Below are 18,268 nucleotides of genomic sequence, written 5' to 3' on the forward strand. Positions count from 1 at the left end.
TCGAGCGAGACGGCAGCGGGGCTTGGGGCACATGGTCATATCGGTTACGCAATCGGCGGCGGCCGCGAAGGTGGAGCTTCAGGTCCGGCCAAAGGCACGGGCGCGAAACGCTGCGCTCGATCACGCCCGCACCTTTCTGACACTGGTGGTGCTGCTGCATCACGCCGTGATTCCCTACACCTATTTCGGGCACACCGACCCGACCTCCTTCCTCGGCTTCGACGGCATCGTGCTGGCCACCGACAGCTTCTTCATGGCCATGTTCTTCTTCCTGTCAGGACTGTTCGCGTGGTCCGGCCTTGCGCACAAGTCGACCTGGCAGCACCTGCGCGATCGCCTGCTGCGGCTCGGCCTGCCCTTCGTCATCGCCGCGCTGACGCTGATTCCGCTCGCTTATTATGCGATCGAGCTGCGCGCCAATCCCGACGCCAGCTTCGCCGCCTTCTGGTGGAAGACCGTGACCGTCGGTCCGTGGCCGAGCGGGCCGATCTGGTTCATCTGGGTGCTGCTGGCGTTCGACGCATCGGCGGCCCTGCTCTACCGCATCTCGCCCGGCCTGCTCGATCCGATCAACCGGCTGTCGCTGCGCGGATTCGAGCACCCCCGCGACTTCTTCTTCGTCTTCCTGTTGATCACGGGCCTGCTCTACATCCCGTCGCGGCTGTTCTTCGGACCGACCCATTGGTTCGAAGCCGGCCCCTTCTCGGTGCAGGCCAGCCGTATCCTGCTCTACGCCGCCTATTTCTATGTCGGTGCCGGCATCGGCGCGGCCAATTTCGAGCGCGGCCTGCTAGCCGCCGAGGGGCAGATGTCACAGCGCGGACTCGGCGCCTGGATCGTCGTGACGCTGGTGCCCTACGCGCTGCTGTGGGTGCTGATCACGATCAAGCGTCAGGTGCTCGGCAATCCGCCGGAGCTCCCGGATTGGTATGAGGGAGCCTACGGCTTCTTCTTCGTGATCTTCAGCGCCGCGATGATGTTCGCAATCCTGTCCTACTTCCTCAACCACCGCCGCTCGGAATTCTCCGTGCTCGACCGGCTGCAGGCCGACGCCTACGGCATGTTCCTGGTGCACTATCCGATCGTGCTGTGGATCCAGTACGGGCTGTTCGACCTCAACCTGCCGGCCGTCGCCAAGGCGACGATCGCCTTCGTTGGTAGCGTGCTGCTGAGTTGGGGGGCGACTTGGGTGCTGAGGCAGATTCCGGGCGCGAAGAACGTGCTTTAAGGCGCGCTCGTGGTGACGCCGCGGGCGCCCCCCCCCGCTCGGACGGCAACCTCCGCCGTCGTCCCTGCGAACGCAGGGACCCATAACCACAGGACTTTGTTGTTCGCACAGGTCGACGACCAGCGTGCCGACAATAACGGCCGCGGCGTATGGGTCCCGGATCGGCGCCACGTCGGCGCAATGCGCCGTCGTGGCTTGTGCGGGACGACGGCTGAGGGTTATGCGGCGCTACCGCCCATGTAGCTCGGCAGCCAACCTTCGAACCGAGTCTTGAGCGTGGCGACCTCGACCGAGGCTTCGCCGGCGATCGCCAGCGCTCTGCCGCCGGTGGTGCCGATGCGGGTGCATGGCACGTTGGCGCCGCGCATCTTGGCGAGGACGCGGCCGGCCTCGGTCTCCGGCACGGTCACGAGATAGCGCGCCTGGTCCTCGCCGAACCAATAGGCGTGCGGCACGATGGAGGCAGGTGAAGCCAGCAGGCGCGCGCCGATGCCGGAGGCCATCGCCATCTCGGCGAGCGCGACCAGCAGGCCGCCGTCGGAGAGATCGTGCGCGGCCGTCGCCGTACCCGCATGGATCATGCCGCGCACCACATCGCCGATGCGCTTCTCGGCGGAGAGATCGACCGGCGGCGGAGCGCCCTCCTCGCGGCCGCAGACGTCGCGCAGGTAGACCGACTGGCCGAGCCAGCCGTGGGTCTCGCCGATCAGCAGGATGGCCTCGCCCTCGGCCTTGAAGGCGATGCTGGCCGACTTGGTGAAGTCATCGAGCAGGCCGACGCCGCCGATCGAGGGCGTCGGCAGGATGGCCCGGCCGTTGGTCTCGTTATAGAGCGAGACGTTGCCGGAGACGACCGGGAAGTCGAGCGCGCGGCAGGCCTCCGAGATGCCCTTCAGGCAGCCGACGAACTGGCCCATGATCTCGGGCCGCTCCGGATTGCCGAAATTGAGATTGTCGGTGATCGCGAGCGGCCGGCCGCCGACGGCAGTGATGTTACGCCAGGCCTCCGCCACCGCCTGCTTGCCGCCCTCGAACGGATCCGCCTCGCAATAGCGCGGCGTGACGTCGACGGTCAGCGCCAGGCCCTTCGGCCCATCCTGCACGCGCACCACCGCGGCATCGCCGCCGGGGCGCTGCACGGTGTTGCCGAGAATGACGTGGTCGTACTGCTCCCAGATCCAGCGCTTGGAGCACAGGTCCGGCGTCGCGATCAGCTTCTCCAATGCCGGGATGATGTCCATCGGCGGCTTGACCTCGCGGGCATGGATCACCGGCAGCGCGGGTGACGGGACATGCGGACGGTCATAGAGCGGCGCCTCGTCGCCGAGCTCCTTGATCGGCAGGTCGGCCATGACGCCGCCGCCGTGCTTCACCACGAAGCGCTTGCTCGGCGTGGTGTAGCCGACCACGGCGAAATCGAGGCCCCATTTGCGGAAGATCGCCTCGGCTTCCTTCTCCTTCTCCGGCTTGAGGACCATGAGCATGCGCTCCTGGCTTTCCGAGAGCATCATCTCGTAGGCGCTCATGCCGGTCTCGCGGGTCGGCACAGAGTCGAGATCGAGATCGACGCCGAGGTCGCCCTTGGCGCCCATCTCGACCGCCGAGCAGGTCAGGCCGGCCGCGCCCATGTCCTGGATCGCGATCACGCAATCGGCCGCCATGATCTCGAGGCACGCTTCAAGCAGCAGCTTCTCGGCGAAGGGATCGCCGACCTGCACGGTCGGGCGCTTCTCTTCCGAGCTGTCGTCGAACTCGGCCGAAGCCATCGAGGCGCCGTGGATGCCGTCGCGGCCGGTCTTGGAGCCGAGATAGACGATCGGCATGTTCACGCCGGAGGCCGCCGCATAGAAGATCTTGTCGGCGTCGGCGAGGCCGACCGCCATGGCGTTGACCAGGATGTTGCCGTCGTAGCGGGTATGGAAGCGGGTCTGGCCGCCCACCGTGGGCACGCCGAAAGAGTTGCCGTAGCCGCCGATGCCGGCGACGACGCCGGACACCAGATGCCTGGTCTTGGGATGCTCCGGGGCGCCGAACGACAGCGCGTTCAGGCAGGCGATCGGGCGCGCGCCCATGGTGAAGACGTCGCGCAGGATGCCGCCCACGCCCGTGGTGGCACCCTGGTACGGCTCGATGTAGCTCGGATGGTTGTGGCTCTCCATCTTGAACACGACGGCCTGGCCGTCGCCGATGTCGATCACGCCGGCATTCTCGCCCGGGCCCTGGATCACCCACGGCGCCTTGGTCGGCAACCCCTTGAGATGGATGCGCGACGACTTGTACGAGCAATGCTCGTTCCACATCGCCGAGAAGATGCCGAGCTCGGTGAAGGTCGGCTCCCGGCCGATCAGCTTCAGGATGCGCTCATATTCGTCGGGCTTCAGGCCGTGGGCGGCGACGAGCTCGGGGGTGATCTGCGGTTCATTGCGCATGGAGAAATGCCTTTGCCCCGTGGGCCGCTGGTCCCTTAAACCCTGCTTCATAGAAAGCCGGGCCTGATGCGAAAAGGCCTTTTACGGCCCTCATCCGCCCTGTCCAGAGCTTTGGCCCGGACCGCGTGGCGGGATATTTGCAGATTATGGATTGATCGGATTTAAGACGGTCAATCAACAGTTAAAGGCCCCGTCACGTGCACGATCTGTCCCGTTCCGCCTTCGAGAACCGCCCCGGCATCCACATCCCGACCGACGGCGAGTTCGCCGGCTGGCGCACCTGGATGCGCGACAGCTACGAATCCCACACCGGGCCGTTCTGGCACCGCATGGAGGACGACGGCTCGATCCGCTGCGCCTTCCGGGTCGAGAAGAAGCACCTGAACGGCGGCGGCAACGTCCATGGCGGCTGCCTGATGACCTTCGCCGACTATTGCCTGTTCGCGTTTGCCGCGCCGATCATGCAGGGACCGGGCGTGACCGTGTCGTTCTCGAGCGAGTTCCTCGATGCCGCGCGAGAGGGCGAGCTGATCGAAGCCACCGGCGAGGTCACCCGCGCCGGCGCCTCGCTGATCTTCCTGCGCGGCATGCTGCACTCAGGCCCGAAGCCGCTGTTCTCGTTTTCCGGGACGATCAAGCGGATCAAGCGGCGGACGCCGGAGACGGCGAGCTCGCCGTAGTCTCGGTGGAGAGGGGTTCGAGCATTCACCACGAAGGCGGTGCACTCCCTCTCCCCGTTCTTCACGGGGAGAGGGTTGGGGTAAGGGGCAGCCGATGCAATCCGGCCTCTCCCCGCTTGCGGGGAGAGGCGAAGACCTCGCTCGCTGCTCACGGTGTCCCGTACAACAGCTAACCCGCGATCTGCTTCTCGGCGATCGCGATCCACTCGGCCTGGGCCTTGCGGACGTGGCGGGGTGAGCGCTTCATCTGGATCAGGAGCTCGGTGAAGACGACCTTGGCCTCGTCGACGCGCCCGACCGATTTGAGCAAGGTGCCGTAGCGCGCCTTCACCTCGCTGCTCGGCGCGTAGTCCAACAGCGCCTGGTATTCCTCCAGCGCCTCCTCGGTACGGCCGGCGTCCTGCAAGGCCCGCGCATACAACAGATGCGCCTCAGTTGAATTGTAGTCCGGCCACGTCTTCTGCAGCTCATCGAGCGTCGCCAGTGCGTCGGCCGGACGGCGCCGCGCGAACTGCGCCTTGGCCTTACCGAGCGCGAAGATCGTCTCATGGCCCATCGGCAGGCTCAGGATGTGGTCGTAATGCTGCTCGGCCTCGTCATAGCGACCGACCACGACGCATTCCTCGGCGAGCGCGGCGCGGTTGGCGATCGTATCCGTCACCGCAACGCGGTCCGACAACTCGCGGTAGTACTTCTCGGGATCGAGCTTGTTGGCGACGCGCTTGCGCGCCTTCTGCACGTCGTGGCTCCCGAGCCACTCGGGCATCAGCTCGACGACGATATAGGCCAGCGCACCGATCATCGGGACCATCAGGATGATGAAAGCCCAGGGCTGCAAGCGGCCGGTGCGGGAGGCATGATAGATCAGGGAGATGTCGAGCAACAGAACGACAAGTGCAATCGGCACGGCAGACCCCCACCCCACAACCAACAACGCTACACGCCCGCGTTGATAGCGTGGCCATGCGCGATGGACAATCCTGCGGCCGGCGCCGGCTCACGCGTCCTGCTGGTTTGACGCATGACTGCAACGGCGGGTTCAAGCCGTCGCGGCAATCGCGTTCGCTGGGCGGACGGCGATCGCCTTCATCGCGAGGGCACAAGACAAAGGGCGGAAGCGCTCTGCGCTCCCGCCCTTCCGTCACGCACTTAGGGTCACAGCATTACTGCTGCTGCTGATCGATGACCTGCACCACCTTCTGGTCGCGCGGATCGACCAGGACGACCTGCTCGCCGATCGCCAGATACTGGTAGTTGGCAAGCTCCGGATTGGCGCGCGCGAGCTCATCGGGCACTCGGCGCAGGCTCAGGCAGCTCGAGCCGGATGAGGCCGAGGACGACGACGTCGTCGAACCGACCGTACCGCTCTCGGTCGCCGCACGGCGCAGAATCTGACGCTGGTCGTCCGACAGCACGATCCGCGTCGAGCTCACACCGTAGCCGCCGCGATCATAGCCGCGATCGGCACGCCGGCCGTCCGGCGAGATGACGTCGACGATCTCACGGCTGCGCGGATCGACAATGGCGATCTCGTCATGCACCACCGTATACTCGTAACCGCGATATTCCGGCACGACAGTGACGATGTCCGACGGCAGCGGACGCGGCCGCACGCGCTCCGGCAGGCGCTCGCCGACATTGACGTTGATGTTGATATCGGTGCGCGCGCGGTCGAAGTCGTGATCGCGGCGGAGCTGATCGACCACGCGGGTCTTCTGCTGCTCGTTGACCTGGACCTGCGCGTTGGTGCGGTTGCCATTGGGTTGGGTCTGGGTGCTGGCCTGTCCGGTCTGCTGACCAGTACCGGTCGGAGCGGTTTGCGGGTTCTGCTGCGCGGTCGAGCTCTTGGTGTCCGCGCCAGCCGGCTGGTTGGCCTGCTTGTTGCGATCGTTGTCCTGCTTGTCGCCGGTCTTGTCAGCCGCCGTGCCGGACGTACCGGACTTGCGCTCGTCCTGGCTCTGCCGGGTCTTGTCCTTGTCCGGGCTGTTGCGGTCGTTGCGATCCGCCTCGCGGTCGGACTTGCGATCCGTCGCGCCAGACTTGGACTCGGCGGCGCGATCCTGCTCCTGCTTGGACTCGGCCTTGTTGGTCGACTCGGCCTTGGCCTTGCTCTCCGACTGCTTGCTGTCCGTGGCCGACTTCGTCTCAGCGCTTTCCTTGGCGCTCTCTTTGGCATCGCGGCCGCGCTCGGCGGCGGCGCCGCCCTTGCTCTCGGCGCTCTGCTTGGCGTCATGCGCCGGCCGTTCAGCCGCGCGCTCCTGCGCCTGCTCGCGCCCGCCGGTTGCCGGCTCGCCGCGACGCTGCTCCTGCGCGCTTTGCTTGGCCTCGGACGCGCCGCGCTCAGCGGCCGCCGCGCCGCCCTTCACCTCGCTCTTGGCCTCGCCAGCAGGGCGTGTCGCCTCCCGCGCAGTCGGGGCAGCCGCCCCGCCTTCACGCTTCATGTCGCCCTGGGCCGATGCCGCACCTGATGCCGTGCCGATCGCCAGGATGATTGCGGCCGTTCCCAGCCAATGTTTCGTCGTCATGAGAGAACCTCCTTGGTTCCCTGCCCCATTCGCGGGCGGACAACGCAAACATCGGCCCGGCGTTGCCGGAGGCCGGATAAAAATCGCGCGGAACGATTTCGATGAACGGCCTCTTCATCGAAGCCGAGATGCACGGTCGGAAGGCGCGCGGCGGCGCCTCCTCAGAGCGCCGTCGCGCTCACAATCATTGTCGCGGCGGCAGCCCGAGCAGGACCATGACAGGGATCGCGAACTGCGCGAAGTTGGTGGTGCTGCCTTTCTCGCTATCCGCCGAGCTGATCAGGCTCGCACTGCCCTTCAGCCCGAACAGCACGCCACTGACCTGATATTCCTTGGTCCCATCAGGCGCCACCTTCAGGCGCCGCACGCGAAACACACGCGGCAACTTGGTGCCCTTGTCGCCGTCGACGCCCAGGATCGTGGTGGTCTGGCCGGGTACGCGTTGGTCCAGCAGCTTGACGGTCTGCTCTTGGGAGGCGCGAAATTGCTCGATCGTCATCGTCGTATTCGGCGGATACAGCCGATAACTGACCTTCGAGCCGGGACCGCATTTGGCGTCGTCGCACAGGAAGAAGGTCACGTCGGTGCCGTTCGGCCGCTGCGGCTTCCAGCCGCTCACCGAGAACGGCGCAGCGGCGGCCGGCGGCGCTGCCGCCGGTGTCTCGGCTCGCGCCGCGCCAACGCCCGGGATGACTGCGAGCAACGCGGACAAGAGCAGCCAACGCGGGGCGCGCCGAGTGAGAGGCAGCATCGACATCAAGGCACCGTCGGGATCGAGGCAAAAGCGGACGTCAGGGACGATCCGGGAGATGGAGGAACGTCCCAGACCCTCGATCGCCAATCGGTCGTTTATAGGTCCGGCCTATGAGTGGCCGAATGACACGTGATGGAGCGCTACCAGCCGATCAGGCGGCGCGGTCGAGATGGGCGACAAGGCCGGCGAATAGGCCGCGGCCGTCGGTGCAGCCCATGATGTCCTCGACGTGATTCTCGGGATGCGGCATCATGCCGAGCACATTCCCGCTCTCGTTGACGATGCCGGCGATCGAATGCGCAGCGCCATTGATGTTGCTGAGGTCGCCGACCTCGCCATCGGCGGAACAGTAGCGATACAGCACGCGCCCATCGCCGTTGAGCCGCTTCAAGGTCTCCTCGTCAGCCGCATAGTTACCCTCGCCATGGGCGACCGGCACGCGGATGACCTGGCCGGCATTGTAGCCGCGGGTGAATGGCGAATCCGAGCGCTCGACGCGCAGATGCACATCCTTGCAGATGAACTTCAGCCGGTCGTTGCGCATCAGCACGCCCGGCAGCAGGCCAGATTCGCACAGGATCTGGAAGCCGTTGCAGACGCCGAGCACGAGCCCGCCCTTGGCGGCATGATCGCGCACGGCGTCCATCACGGGGGCGCGGGCCGCGATCGCGCCACAGCGCAGGTAATCGCCATAGGAGAAGCCGCCGGGGACGACGACGAGATCGGTGCCCTTGGGCAGCGAGGTCTCGGCGTGCCAGACCATCGCCGGCTCATGGCCGGAGATCATGCGCAGCGCCCGCGCCATGTCGCGTTCGCGGTTGATGCCGGGGAAGACGAGGATGGCGGATTTCATAGCGAAGGCACATCGTTGAGTTCAAGGCGCCGGTCGATGCGATCGAGACGGCCCTCGTGGCGAACCAAGGTGGCGTGAATGCCGGAGAGCTCCTGGTGAATACCAGTGATCTCCTGACGAAGAGCGATCTGAGCAGTGCGGGAGGCTTGCTCCGCCAACTTGAGCTCGTCGATTTTTCCGTCGACCTGCGCGAGCCGCGCCTGGATCGACTTCAAAACCTCATACATCAGCTCGTTGGTGACAGCAGCCATTGCCCTACCCCAATAGCTCCAACTACCCCAGCAGCTCCACCCGGTAATTCTCGATCACCGTGTTGGCGAGCAGCTTGTCGGCGGCGGCCTTCAGGGCCGCCTCCGCCTGGGCCTTGTCGGCCCCGGCGAGCTCGATGTCGAACACCTTGCCCTGCCGGACCGACGCGACGCCGTCGACGCCGAGCGATTTGAGGGCGCCCTCGATCGCCTTGCCCTGGGGATCGAGGATGCCGGTTTTCAGTGTCACCGTGACACGCGCTTTCACGTCAGTATTCCCTTTAGCTCTTGACCAGGACGGGGCCGGAGCCCGCCGGACGCTCGTTCTCCATGAGAATGCCGAGCCGCTTGGCGACCTCGGTATAGGCCTCCAGCAGGCCGCCAAGATCACGACGGAAGCGGTCCTTGTCGAGCTTCTCGTTCGACTTGATGTCCCACAGCCGGCACGAATCGGGGGAAATCTCGTCGGCGACGATGATCCGCATCATCTCGTTCTCGAACAGCCGGCCGCATTCCATCTTGAAATCGACGAGGCGGATGCCAATGCCGAGGAAAAGGCCGGTCAGGAAGTCGTTGACGCGGATGGCGAGCGCCATGATGTCGTCGATCTCCTGGGGGGTCGCCCAGCCGAACGCGGTGATGTGCTCCTCCGACACCATGGGGTCGTTGAGCTGGTCGTTCTTGTAATAGAATTCGATGATCGAACGCGGCAGCTGGGTGCCCTCCTCGATGCCGAGGCGCTGCGAGAGCGAGCCCGCCGCCACGTTGCGCACCACGACCTCGAGCGGGACGATCTCGACCTCACGAATCAGCTGCTCGCGCATGTTGAGCCGGCGGATGAAGTGGGTCGGCACCCCGATGTCGTTGAGGTGCTGAAACAGGTACTCCGAGATCCGGTTGTTGAGGACGCCCTTGCCTTCGATCACCTGGTGCTTCTTGGCATTGAAGGCGGTGGCGTCGTCCTTGAAGTGCTGGATCAGGGTGCCCGGCTCCGGACCTTCGTAAAGGACCTTGGCCTTGCCTTCATAAATGCGACGCCGACGGCTCATTGGGATGTACCGTGTTTTGTTGAAATCCATGAAATGGTGGGCTCCGGATGACTTTGGACAGGACCACGACGGAGCTGCCGCGAGGGCCCGGGTCGACGGAAACAGAACAAGAACCGGGCCAATTTGAACCTATCCCATTGGGGTCCCGAGCACAATCGATCCGGACCTCCGGACCTTAGTTTTACCGGCCTTCCCTGCGGCCTCGTGCCCGTTGTATTGGCTTTGTGTTCCAATTATTTAGGCATGCGGAAACCGCCCCGCAACCGCCTGCGCGGTTAACCCTTTTCGGCAACACTGGAAGTTCCGGCCATGACCACGTTCGACAAGCGCGAGGACGCGTTCGAGAAGCAATTCGCCCATGACGAGGAATTGAAGTTCAAGGCGGAAGCCCGCCGTAACAAGCTCCTCGGCCTGTGGGCAGCCGACAAGCTCGGCAAGTCCGGCGCTGACGCCGACGCCTACGCGAAGGAGGTCATCGCCGCCGATTTCGAGGAGGCCGGCGACGCCGACGTCGTGCGCAAGGTGCTGGGCGATCTCTCGGCCAAGGGCGTCAGCGAGGCCGAGATCCGGGCCAAGATGAGCGAGCTGCTGGCGACGGCGGTCGCGCAGATCAAGGCCGGGCAGTAACAGCAGGCAAATAGCGGATTGGGAGTAGCGAACGGGGAGAGCCCTGTTCGCTACTCGCCCTCGTCTACTCTTCCTTGAATCCGTACTCCGGCACATTGCCGCTGGCGCCGTAATATTTGTACGGCAGGAACTTGCCCGACATCGAGATCTTGACGCGGTCGCCCTTCGGATTGGGCAGGCGCTCCATCACCATGTCGAAGTCGATCGCCGACATGATGCCGTCGCCGAACTCCTCCTGGATCAGCTCCTTCCAGGCCGGGCCGTTGATCATCACGAGCTCGTAGAAGCGGTAGATCAGCGGATCGGTCGGCGGCATCTGCACGCCCTCGCCGCGCATCGGCGTCTCGTTCAGCATCGAGATCTCGCTCTTGGAGAGACCGAACAGCTCGCCGGCATTCGCCGCCTGCGGCTTGGTCAGCTTCATCTGGCCGAGAATGGCGCCGACGATCAGCACCTCGGAATAGCCGCCGATCTTCTCGCAGATGTATTTCCAGCTCCAGCCCTTCTCGCGCTTGATGTCGAGCAGCTTCTCGGTGAGGTCGGATCGCTTCATGCTTGGTCTCCCTTGATGGGCCTTCGTTGAGGGTTTCTTCTGAGCGTCAGCGCGCGGCCGCCTGCGGCGTATCGCTGCCGGCCGAATTGGAGGCGACGATGGTCGGCTCAGTGCGACCGATCTTCACCACCGGCACCTTGCGCGGATCATGATCCGGAGTCTCGGCGGTGAAAGTCTTGCTGCGGCTGACCAGGAAGTCGATGATATGGTTGCGCAGCGCGTAGTACAGCGGGTGACGGTGCAGATCGCCGCGCAGCCGGTCCTTCGGCAGCGGGTTCTCGACGATCTCGGCCAGCACCGCACCGGGGCCGTTGGTCATCAGCACGATCTTGTCGGCGAGATAGATCGCCTCGTCGACGTCGTGGGTGATCATGAACACGGTCTGCCCGGTCTCGACGCAGATGCGCCGGACTTCGTCCTGCAGGGTGCCGCGGGTCAGCGCGTCCAGCGCCGAGAACGGCTCGTCCATCAGCATGATCTTCGGCGTGATCGACAGCGCCCGCGCAATGCCGACGCGCTGCTTCATGCCCCCGGAGAGCTCCGAGGGCCGCTTGTGCTCGGAGCCGGAGAGCCCAACCAGTTCGATGTATTTCAGCGCATGCGCCTTGACCTTGGCGCGATCCCATTTGCGCCATTTCGACGAGACCGCATAGGCGACGTTGCCGAGCACCGTCCGCCACGGCAGCAGCGCATGGCTCTGGAAGATCACGGCGCGATCGAGGCTCGGCCCCTCGATGGCCTGGCCATCGACGATCACCGCGCCCTCGCTCGGCACATCGAGCCCGGCGAGAATGTTGAGCACCGTCGTCTTGCCGCACCCGGAATGCCCGATCACGCAAACGAACTCTCCGCGCGCCATGCCGAGCCAGAGATTTTCGAAAATCGTCGTGCTCCGCGCGCCCTCATAACGCTTGGCGATACCCTCGATGGAGATGAACTTGTCAGCGGTCATGCTCGCTGTCTCCACGATTCCGGCGCGCTCCCTCTCCCCGTCCTTACGGGGAGAGGGCTGGGGTGAGGGGCAGCGGCACGGGAGGTGCGAGCCGCGGGCTGAGATAAGGGGCACGCGCGCGAGGAGTGAGTGTCGAGAGACCTGTACCCCCTCACCCGGATTGCATCTTCGACGCAATCCGACCTCTCAGCGCGAGCGAAGCTCGTCGCGCCCCCGCAAGCGGGGCGAGGTAAGAGGGCAGCGTCGCTCTTGATCAGCATCACCGCCCTACTCCGGAAACGTTACGAGCCACGACACGCGGGCGAGCAGTTGGTCCAGCACCATGCCGACCGCACCGATCAGCAGGATCGCAATGATCACATTGGTGATCGACAGGTTATTCCACTCGTTCCAGACGAAGTAGCCGATGCCGGTGCCGCCGACGAGCATCTCGGCCGCCACGATCACGAGCCAGGCGATGCCGATCGAGATCCGCATGCCCGTCAGGATCGTCGGCGCCGCCGCCGGCAGGATGACCGTGAAGGCACGGCGGAAATTCCCGACCTCCAAGGTGCGCGCGACGTTGATCCACTCCTTGCGCACACTGGCGACGCCGAACGCGGTGTTGATCAGCATCGGCCAGACCGAGCAGATGAAGATCACGAAGATCGCCGACAGGCTGGAATCCTTGATCGTGTAGAGCGCCAGCGGCATCCAGGCGAGCGGCGAGATGGGTTTAAGGATCTGGATGAACGGATCGAGCGCCTTGCTCATCAACGGCGACATGCCGATCAGGAAGCCGAGCGGGATCGCGAGCGCAACCGCGATCAGGTAGCCGAGCATCACCCGCCCGAGCGAAAAGGCGAGCTGGATTCCGAGGCCCTTGTCGTTCGGGCCGTTGTCGTAGAACGGCCGCCTGAGGTGCTCCCACAGCTTGGCGCCGACCGCGAGCGGCCCGGGCATGGCGGATTTGCCTTGCGTCGCCGTCATGCCCATCAGCTTGGCGTATTCGGGGCTCATGTTGGCAGCCGTGCCGGTGCTGCGCGTGGCGATATGCCAGGCGCCGAGGAACACGGCGAGCAGGACGATCGAGACGACGGCGGCGCGGAGACGGAGTGAGGTGGTCATCCCTCACCCCACCAACAGCTGTCGTCCCTGCGAACGCAGGGACCCATAACCACCGTCGGCAGCTGGTAAAAACGATTGGCGCTGCCATCCCTGGCCCACGCAAAGTCACGGCGTATGGGTCCCCGCGTTCGCGGGGACGACACCGGTATTTTGGCCAGCAGCGTCGCGTCCCTGGCCTTCATCACGACGCCTTCTTGATCTTGAAGCTCGCCACGTAGTCGTCCGGCTTGGTCGGATCGAAGCTCTTGCCCATCACCGAGAACGACTTGTACGAGTCTTTCGGCGGCGTCAGCCCCATCTCGGTCATGACCTTGCGGGTGTCGGTGGCAAGATAGATCTGCTCGGCGACCACCTTGTAGTCGACGTCGCCCTTGATCTGGCCCCAGCGCTTCATTTGGGTCAGCATCCACACTGCGAATGACTGCCACGGGAACGGATCGAAATCGACGCGCTTCGGGTCGGTCTTCACGCCGCCCAAGCCATCGGCATACGTGCCAGTCAGCACCTGCTCCAGCACCGTCACGGGCGCATTGATGTAGTTGGCCGGCGCGATCGCCTCCGCGATCTGCTTGCGGTTCTCCGCCTTCGACGCATAGGCGGTCGCATCGACGATGGCGCGGGTCAACGCGGCGAAGCTGTTGGGCGCCGCCGTGATGAACTCGCGGCTCGCGGCGAAGCTGCAGCAGGGATGACCGTCCCAGATCTCCTTGGAGAGGATGTGCAGGAAGCCGACGCCATCATAGATCGCGCGCTGGCAGATGTTGTCGGGCGCGAGGAAGCCGTCGATGTTGTCAGCCCTGAGATTGGCGACCATCTCCGGCGGCGGCACCGAGCGCAGCTGTACGTCAGTGTCCGGATCGATGCCATGCTCGGCGAGATAATAGCGCAGCAGATAATTGTGCATCGAATAGTCGAACGGAATGGCGAACTTCAGCCCCTTCCAGTCCTTCGGATCTCGCTTGTCCTTGTGCTTCATCGACAGCACGATGCCCTGCCCGTTGATGTTCTCGATCGCGGGCACGGTGAACGGAATCGGCTGCGCCCCGAGGCCCAGCGAGATCGCGATCGGCATCGGCGCCAGCATGTGCGAGGCGTCGTATTCCTTGTTGATGGTCTTGTCGCGGATCACGGCCCAGCCCGCTGTCTTCACGACCTCGACGTTCAGCCCGGCCTTGGAATAGAAGCCGAGCGGCGCGGCCATGATGATCGGCGTCGCGCATGTGATCGGGATGAAACCGACCTTGAGATCCTTCTTCTCCGGCGTGCCGGACTGCGCGAATGCTTCGGTTGCCGTCTTCAGCGGGAAGAACTGCGAGACGGCCGCGAGCGCGGTGGCGGCTCCAACGGTTTTGAGGAAAGCACGGCGCGTAGTCACTTCCGGGAACACGGCGCGCAGCACGGCGGACGCGACGACGTTCTCGTAGCGCTCCTCGTCGCTGTCGCCGACCGGCTCGCAGCGCAGCGCCAACATCGCGTGCTCATGTTCGGCCGGGCTCTGATGCTGCCCGCAAATACAACCGGCATTCACGCGAGACTCGGCATCGAACGGATCATCGAAAATCGACATGTGCTGCGCCCCTTTGTCACACCTGCGCTATCAGCGCCCTCAAACTGCTCGTCCGGCCGCAATTTTCAGCGGCCGGACGTGCATCTCATGCAGCTTCTATGCCGCTTTGCTGGTCAGCGCCGGCATCGGCAGGCCTTCCTCGATCGGCAGCGAGGGATCGCGCGACCACTCGTTCCACGAGCCAAAGTACATCCGCACATCCCTCACACCGGCGTTCTTCAGCGCGAGGAACGTGTTCGACGCGCGCGCCCCCTTGAAGCAATAGAGATAGACCGGCGTATCGACGGTGATGCCGACGGTGGCGCATTCGGCGAGGATCTCGTCCTTCGACTTGAAGCGCGGGCCTTCCGCGGTCGGCTTCATCATGCGGTACCACTCAAGCCAGACGGCGCCGGGGATGCGACCCTTGCGCGGGCAGAAATCCTTGCCGTAGGGCGAGGAGGAATCACCGATCCACTCGTCGACGTCGCGCACGTCGAGGATGGCGATCGCCGGATTGCCGACCGCCGACAGCATGGCCTTCGCATCGATCAGGATGCTGCCCGCCTCCGGCACGATGGTGAATGAGGCCTTGGCCGGCGACGGCACGTCCGTCGTAACCGGCATGCCGGCCGCGGCCCAGGCGTCGTAGCCGCCATGCAGCACCTTCACCTTGGGATAACCGAGCATGGTGAGCAGAAAGTAGCCGCGGCACGACTGGCCGAAGCCTGAATTCATGGACTGCTCGTAGACCACGGCGGTCTCCGCGCCTGACAGGCCGGCGGCGCCGAACGCGTCGGCGAACTTGGTCTTCAACTCCGCGATCCCTTCCGGCGTCGACGTCGCGAGATAGGTGAAGATCTCATGGACGTTCACGGCGCCCGGAAGATGGCCCGCAGCGTAGGCATCGGGATTGCGGGTGTCGATGACGACACACGGCTCGGTCTTGATGAAGTCAGCGAGTTCGCCGGCAGTAATCAGTACGTCCGTCATGGCAGGCCTCTCCTGGTCTAAACTTCGTTGTTTGCCGTTCTCGCCGGCGTCAGCCGTCGGCGAGCATCTTGCGGAGCTGCTTGGTCGCGGGGGTGACGATCGCGACGAAATAGGCCTCGCGCAGGCGACGTTCGGCGCGATTGCCCTTGATGTAGCCGCGCGCTCCGCAATGGAGCATCGCGGCGTGAGCCGCGGCGACGCTGGCCTCGCCGGCCCGCAGGCGCAGCGCAACGACCTTTCGCCAATAGGTCTCGTCCGTGTTGTAGGGATCACGGGCGATCTCGGCCGTCTCGCGGGCGAGCTCGTCGGCGAGCGCGCTGAAATCGACCGGCTGTTGCGGCAAATAGCGGTTGATGTGGCCGAGCGGCGCCTCGACCTCCTGCATGATCTTGATGCAGTCCTTGATCAGGCCGAGCGCCATGCCGGCCTGCAACAGGATGAAGCCGGCGCGGATTGTCTTGACGAACGGTCCCGCGGGATCGGCAAGGATCAGCTCGTTTGGTACGAACAGATCGCGAAACTGGATGCCGTAGGTGCCGGTGCCGTCCATCGCCAGGAACGGCTGGCAGGGCTGCAACGTCACCGCCGGATCCGCGCAGTCGGCCACGAACATCACGATCTCGCCGGGCGCATCCTCGCGCTCGAAGATCGTACCGAACATGTGGTCCGGCCCGAGATTGGAGACCCAGGGCAGCGCGCCGCGCACGACATAGCCGCCCTCGACCTTCTTCCCCTTGAGCTTGAGCTTCTCGATGCCGAAGAAGCTCTTCATCGGATTCGACAGCCCGGTGCCGCCGAGCAGCTTGCCGCTGGCGGCGTCATCGAGCAGGCGATCCTTCAACGCCTCATTGCTCGAATTGGCGATGTACCAGACCAGCGTGTTCTGGCACCACGCCATAAAGGCGGAGGCGCCGCAGACCTCGCCGATCGCTGCGATCGAGCCGATGGCGCAGTTGAGATCGGCCGCGCCATCCTCCGGCACATGGCTGCTCCACGCACCGACCTCGCCGAAGCGGCGGAGCACGTCAGCCGGGTACACCGTGCCGGCGTCGATGCCAGAGGCCAGCGGCGCGAGCTCGTTGCGCGCGATCGCCGCGACCTGCTCCACGGTCGACGGCACAGGCATCACGCCTGCACGATCGACCGCCAGATGCTGTCCGAGTGAACCCATGATGACGCCCTCCGCTGCGCGTGGTCAGATCAGATCCCGACTTCGAGATTGACCGGGCGCGTGAAGGTGTTGGCGACCGGCGACCACTTCTTGACGTGATCGATCAACGCCTGAACCTCCTCCTTGGAGATGCCCTCGCACTCCATGTCGACCTTGACGCGCACATCGGTGAAGCCGACCGGCTTCTCGGAGACGTCACCCGTGCCCCACACAGCGGTGATGTTGAGGTCGCCCTCGAGCTCCAGCTCGAGCTTGTTGACGATCCAGCCGCGATGCACCGCGTTGGCGTGCAGGCCGACCGCAAGGCACGAGCCGAGCGCGGCGAGCGAGGCTTCCGACGGATTCGGCGCGGTGTCGTCGCCGAGCAGCCCCGGCGGCTCGTCGACGATGTAGGGCGCGAGGTTGCGGATGTAGTTGGCGTGGCGGAACTTGCCTTCCGCGACGGTCTTGCACTTCAGGGTCTTGATGACCTTGGGGTTGGCCTTGCCGTTGACGATGAGCTGTTCGAGGCCGCCTCTGTCGATAGGCGCGAGGCAGCCCGTCAGCGCCGTCTTCTGAACCACAGCGGTCATCTCTTTTCTCTCCCTGGGATCGAGGATACCGAACGGTCTGTTTCCTGCACGAAGCGTGCCAGGGACCCAGGAAATCAAAAGGCGGAATGATCCTCGCGGCTTAGAAGAAGATGGCGGGATCTGGCCCGCCCTCGCCTGCTCACATGCGATGCAGGATGCTGCCATCAGCGATGAAATTGAGCGCAGCGCTGCCTCATCCGCATCAGCGGTCTTGCTGACTCACGCGCACCGCGATTAAGCTTGCGCGCATGGGCAAGAAAGAGATCAAGCCGGCCGCGGGCAAACAGTCAGCCAAGAAGCAGGCAGTCGCGCGACCGATCGCCGCTGCTGATGACGAGTCGGCGCGCGGCCGCCTGTTGGGTGCGGCGACGCATCTGTTCTGCAAGAACGGCATCAACGCCACCGGAATCGACGCGATCATCAGCGAGGCCGGCACGGCGAAGACCACGCTGTACAAACTCTTCGGGTCGAAGACCGCGCTCGTCACCGCCGTGCTGGAGAGCGAAGGCAAGCAGTGGCGCGAATGGTTCATCGGCGCGATGGAGAGCGGCGGCGGTGACGCCGAGACCAAGCTGTCACGCATCTTCCCGGCGCTGAAGAGCTGGTTCAGCGAGGAGCGCTTCTACGGCTGCCCCTTCATCAACGCGGTCGGCGAGCACGACAAGGACCAGAAGCAGTTCCGCACCATCGCGCTGCGCCACAAGAAGGTGGTGCTGGCGCATATCGAGAAGCTGGCGCGTGAGATGGGCGCAGCCGAGCCGGAGAGTTTTGCGCATCAGCTGGCCCTGCTGATCGACGGCGCGATCGTCGCCGCCATGGTGTCGCGCAATCCGGAGGTCGCGGATACGGCCGGCATCGCGGCGAGTGCGCTGTTCGAGCCGGCGAAGCACAAGACAGCCAAGCGCGCTGGAAAAGCGGATCCGCAGCTAGCGGCGGTGTGAGCCAGTCCCATTGTGGCTGTTACGTCACGTTTGTATCTGG

General features: G+C 64.9%; 19 protein-coding genes. 4 read left to right on the forward strand and 15 right to left on the reverse strand.

Features of this window, described 5'->3' with window-relative positions; all coding sequences use genetic code 11:
* The first annotated feature begins 31 nt into the window (after positions 1-31).
* Positions 32-1,228: an acyltransferase gene (locus tag BRAD285_RS20255; RefSeq protein ID WP_006609196.1), complete on the forward strand. Its 1,197-nt coding sequence runs from the start codon at positions 32-34 to the stop codon at positions 1,226-1,228.
* Positions 1,229-1,446: 218 nt separating this feature from the next.
* Here BRAD285_RS20255 and purL read toward each other — a convergent pair whose 3' ends face one another.
* A complete protein-coding gene (gene purL, locus BRAD285_RS20260; protein WP_006609197.1) occupies positions 1,447-3,657 on the reverse strand; it encodes a phosphoribosylformylglycinamidine synthase subunit PurL in 2,211 nt (736 codons plus the stop codon).
* A 197-nt stretch (positions 3,658-3,854) separates the two neighbouring features.
* Here purL and BRAD285_RS20265 point away from each other — a divergent pair, with 197 nt between their 5' ends.
* A complete protein-coding gene (locus tag BRAD285_RS20265; RefSeq protein WP_006609198.1) occupies positions 3,855-4,337 on the forward strand; it encodes a PaaI family thioesterase in 483 nt (160 codons plus the stop codon).
* Between the two features lie 169 nt (positions 4,338-4,506).
* Here BRAD285_RS20265 and BRAD285_RS20270 read toward each other — a convergent pair whose 3' ends face one another.
* The 7 genes from BRAD285_RS20270 to purC form a co-directional block, all read right to left on the reverse strand.
* Positions 4,507-5,244: a tetratricopeptide repeat protein gene (locus BRAD285_RS20270; protein WP_006614494.1), complete on the reverse strand. Its 738-nt coding sequence runs from the start codon at positions 5,242-5,244 to the stop codon at positions 4,507-4,509.
* A gap of 256 nt (positions 5,245-5,500) precedes the next feature.
* Positions 5,501-6,778, reverse strand: a complete 1,278-nt coding sequence (locus BRAD285_RS20275; protein WP_006614495.1) for a DUF1236 domain-containing protein — start codon at positions 6,776-6,778, stop codon at positions 5,501-5,503.
* 268 nt (positions 6,779-7,046) lie between these two features.
* Complete coding sequence (locus tag BRAD285_RS20280) at positions 7,047-7,619, reverse strand: hypothetical protein (protein WP_244422353.1); 573 nt, start codon at positions 7,617-7,619, stop codon at positions 7,047-7,049.
* A 148-nt stretch (positions 7,620-7,767) separates the two neighbouring features.
* Positions 7,768-8,469, reverse strand: a complete 702-nt coding sequence (gene purQ / locus BRAD285_RS20285) for a phosphoribosylformylglycinamidine synthase subunit PurQ (protein ID WP_006614497.1) — start codon at positions 8,467-8,469, stop codon at positions 7,768-7,770.
* Positions 8,466-8,720, reverse strand: a complete 255-nt coding sequence (locus BRAD285_RS20290) for a hypothetical protein (RefSeq protein ID WP_006614498.1) — start codon at positions 8,718-8,720, stop codon at positions 8,466-8,468. The genes purQ and BRAD285_RS20290 overlap by 4 nt, the downstream gene beginning before the upstream one ends.
* Before the next feature lie 22 nt (positions 8,721-8,742).
* On the reverse strand, positions 8,743-8,985 hold the full coding sequence (purS, locus tag BRAD285_RS20295; protein WP_006614499.1) for a phosphoribosylformylglycinamidine synthase subunit PurS: 243 nt from the start codon (positions 8,983-8,985) through the stop codon (positions 8,743-8,745).
* A 13-nt stretch (positions 8,986-8,998) separates the two neighbouring features.
* The gene (gene purC, locus BRAD285_RS20300) at positions 8,999-9,766 is read right to left on the reverse strand and encodes a phosphoribosylaminoimidazolesuccinocarboxamide synthase (protein ID WP_008974302.1); all 768 of its coding nucleotides are present in this window, start codon (positions 9,764-9,766) and stop codon (positions 8,999-9,001) included.
* A 309-nt stretch (positions 9,767-10,075) separates the two neighbouring features.
* On the opposite strand from purC, the gene BRAD285_RS20305 reads away from it, so the two are divergent.
* Entirely contained in the window at positions 10,076-10,393 is a 318-nt protein-coding gene (locus tag BRAD285_RS20305; RefSeq protein WP_006614501.1) for a DUF1476 domain-containing protein, read from the forward strand.
* 64 nt (positions 10,394-10,457) lie between these two features.
* On the opposite strand, the gene cynS is transcribed toward BRAD285_RS20305, so the two are convergent.
* The 7 genes from cynS to BRAD285_RS20340 all read right to left on the reverse strand — a co-directional run bounded on the left by cynS (position 10,458) and on the right by BRAD285_RS20340 (position 17,287).
* Positions 10,458-10,946, reverse strand: a complete 489-nt coding sequence (gene cynS, locus BRAD285_RS20310) for a cyanase (protein WP_006614502.1) — start codon at positions 10,944-10,946, stop codon at positions 10,458-10,460.
* A gap of 46 nt (positions 10,947-10,992) precedes the next feature.
* Positions 10,993-11,898: an ABC transporter ATP-binding protein gene (locus BRAD285_RS20315; RefSeq protein WP_006614503.1), complete on the reverse strand. Its 906-nt coding sequence runs from the start codon at positions 11,896-11,898 to the stop codon at positions 10,993-10,995.
* Positions 11,899-12,165: 267 nt separating this feature from the next.
* Complete coding sequence (ntrB, locus tag BRAD285_RS20320) at positions 12,166-13,005, reverse strand: nitrate ABC transporter permease (RefSeq protein ID WP_006614504.1); 840 nt, start codon at positions 13,003-13,005, stop codon at positions 12,166-12,168.
* Between the two features lie 181 nt (positions 13,006-13,186).
* Positions 13,187-14,572, reverse strand: a complete 1,386-nt coding sequence (locus tag BRAD285_RS20325; RefSeq protein WP_006614505.1) for an ABC transporter substrate-binding protein — start codon at positions 14,570-14,572, stop codon at positions 13,187-13,189.
* A gap of 96 nt (positions 14,573-14,668) precedes the next feature.
* Positions 14,669-15,544 carry a sulfurtransferase gene (locus BRAD285_RS20330; RefSeq protein ID WP_006614506.1) on the reverse strand — a complete coding sequence of 292 codons (876 nt, stop codon included), beginning with the start codon at positions 15,542-15,544 and terminating at the stop codon, positions 14,669-14,671.
* A gap of 49 nt (positions 15,545-15,593) precedes the next feature.
* Positions 15,594-16,715: an acyl-CoA dehydrogenase family protein gene (locus BRAD285_RS20335; RefSeq protein ID WP_006614507.1), complete on the reverse strand. Its 1,122-nt coding sequence runs from the start codon at positions 16,713-16,715 to the stop codon at positions 15,594-15,596.
* Positions 16,716-16,744: 29 nt separating this feature from the next.
* On the reverse strand, positions 16,745-17,287 hold the full coding sequence (locus tag BRAD285_RS20340) for an OsmC family protein (RefSeq protein WP_006614508.1): 543 nt from the start codon (positions 17,285-17,287) through the stop codon (positions 16,745-16,747).
* Positions 17,288-17,535: 248 nt separating this feature from the next.
* Between BRAD285_RS20340 and BRAD285_RS20345 the strand changes: the two genes are divergently transcribed.
* Entirely contained in the window at positions 17,536-18,228 is a 693-nt protein-coding gene (locus tag BRAD285_RS20345) for a TetR/AcrR family transcriptional regulator (protein WP_006614509.1), read from the forward strand.
* Positions 18,229-18,268 lie beyond the last annotated feature (40 nt).

The sequence above is a fragment of the Bradyrhizobium sp. ORS 285 genome, from assembly GCF_900176205.1.
Classification (GTDB): domain Bacteria; phylum Pseudomonadota; class Alphaproteobacteria; order Rhizobiales; family Xanthobacteraceae; genus Bradyrhizobium.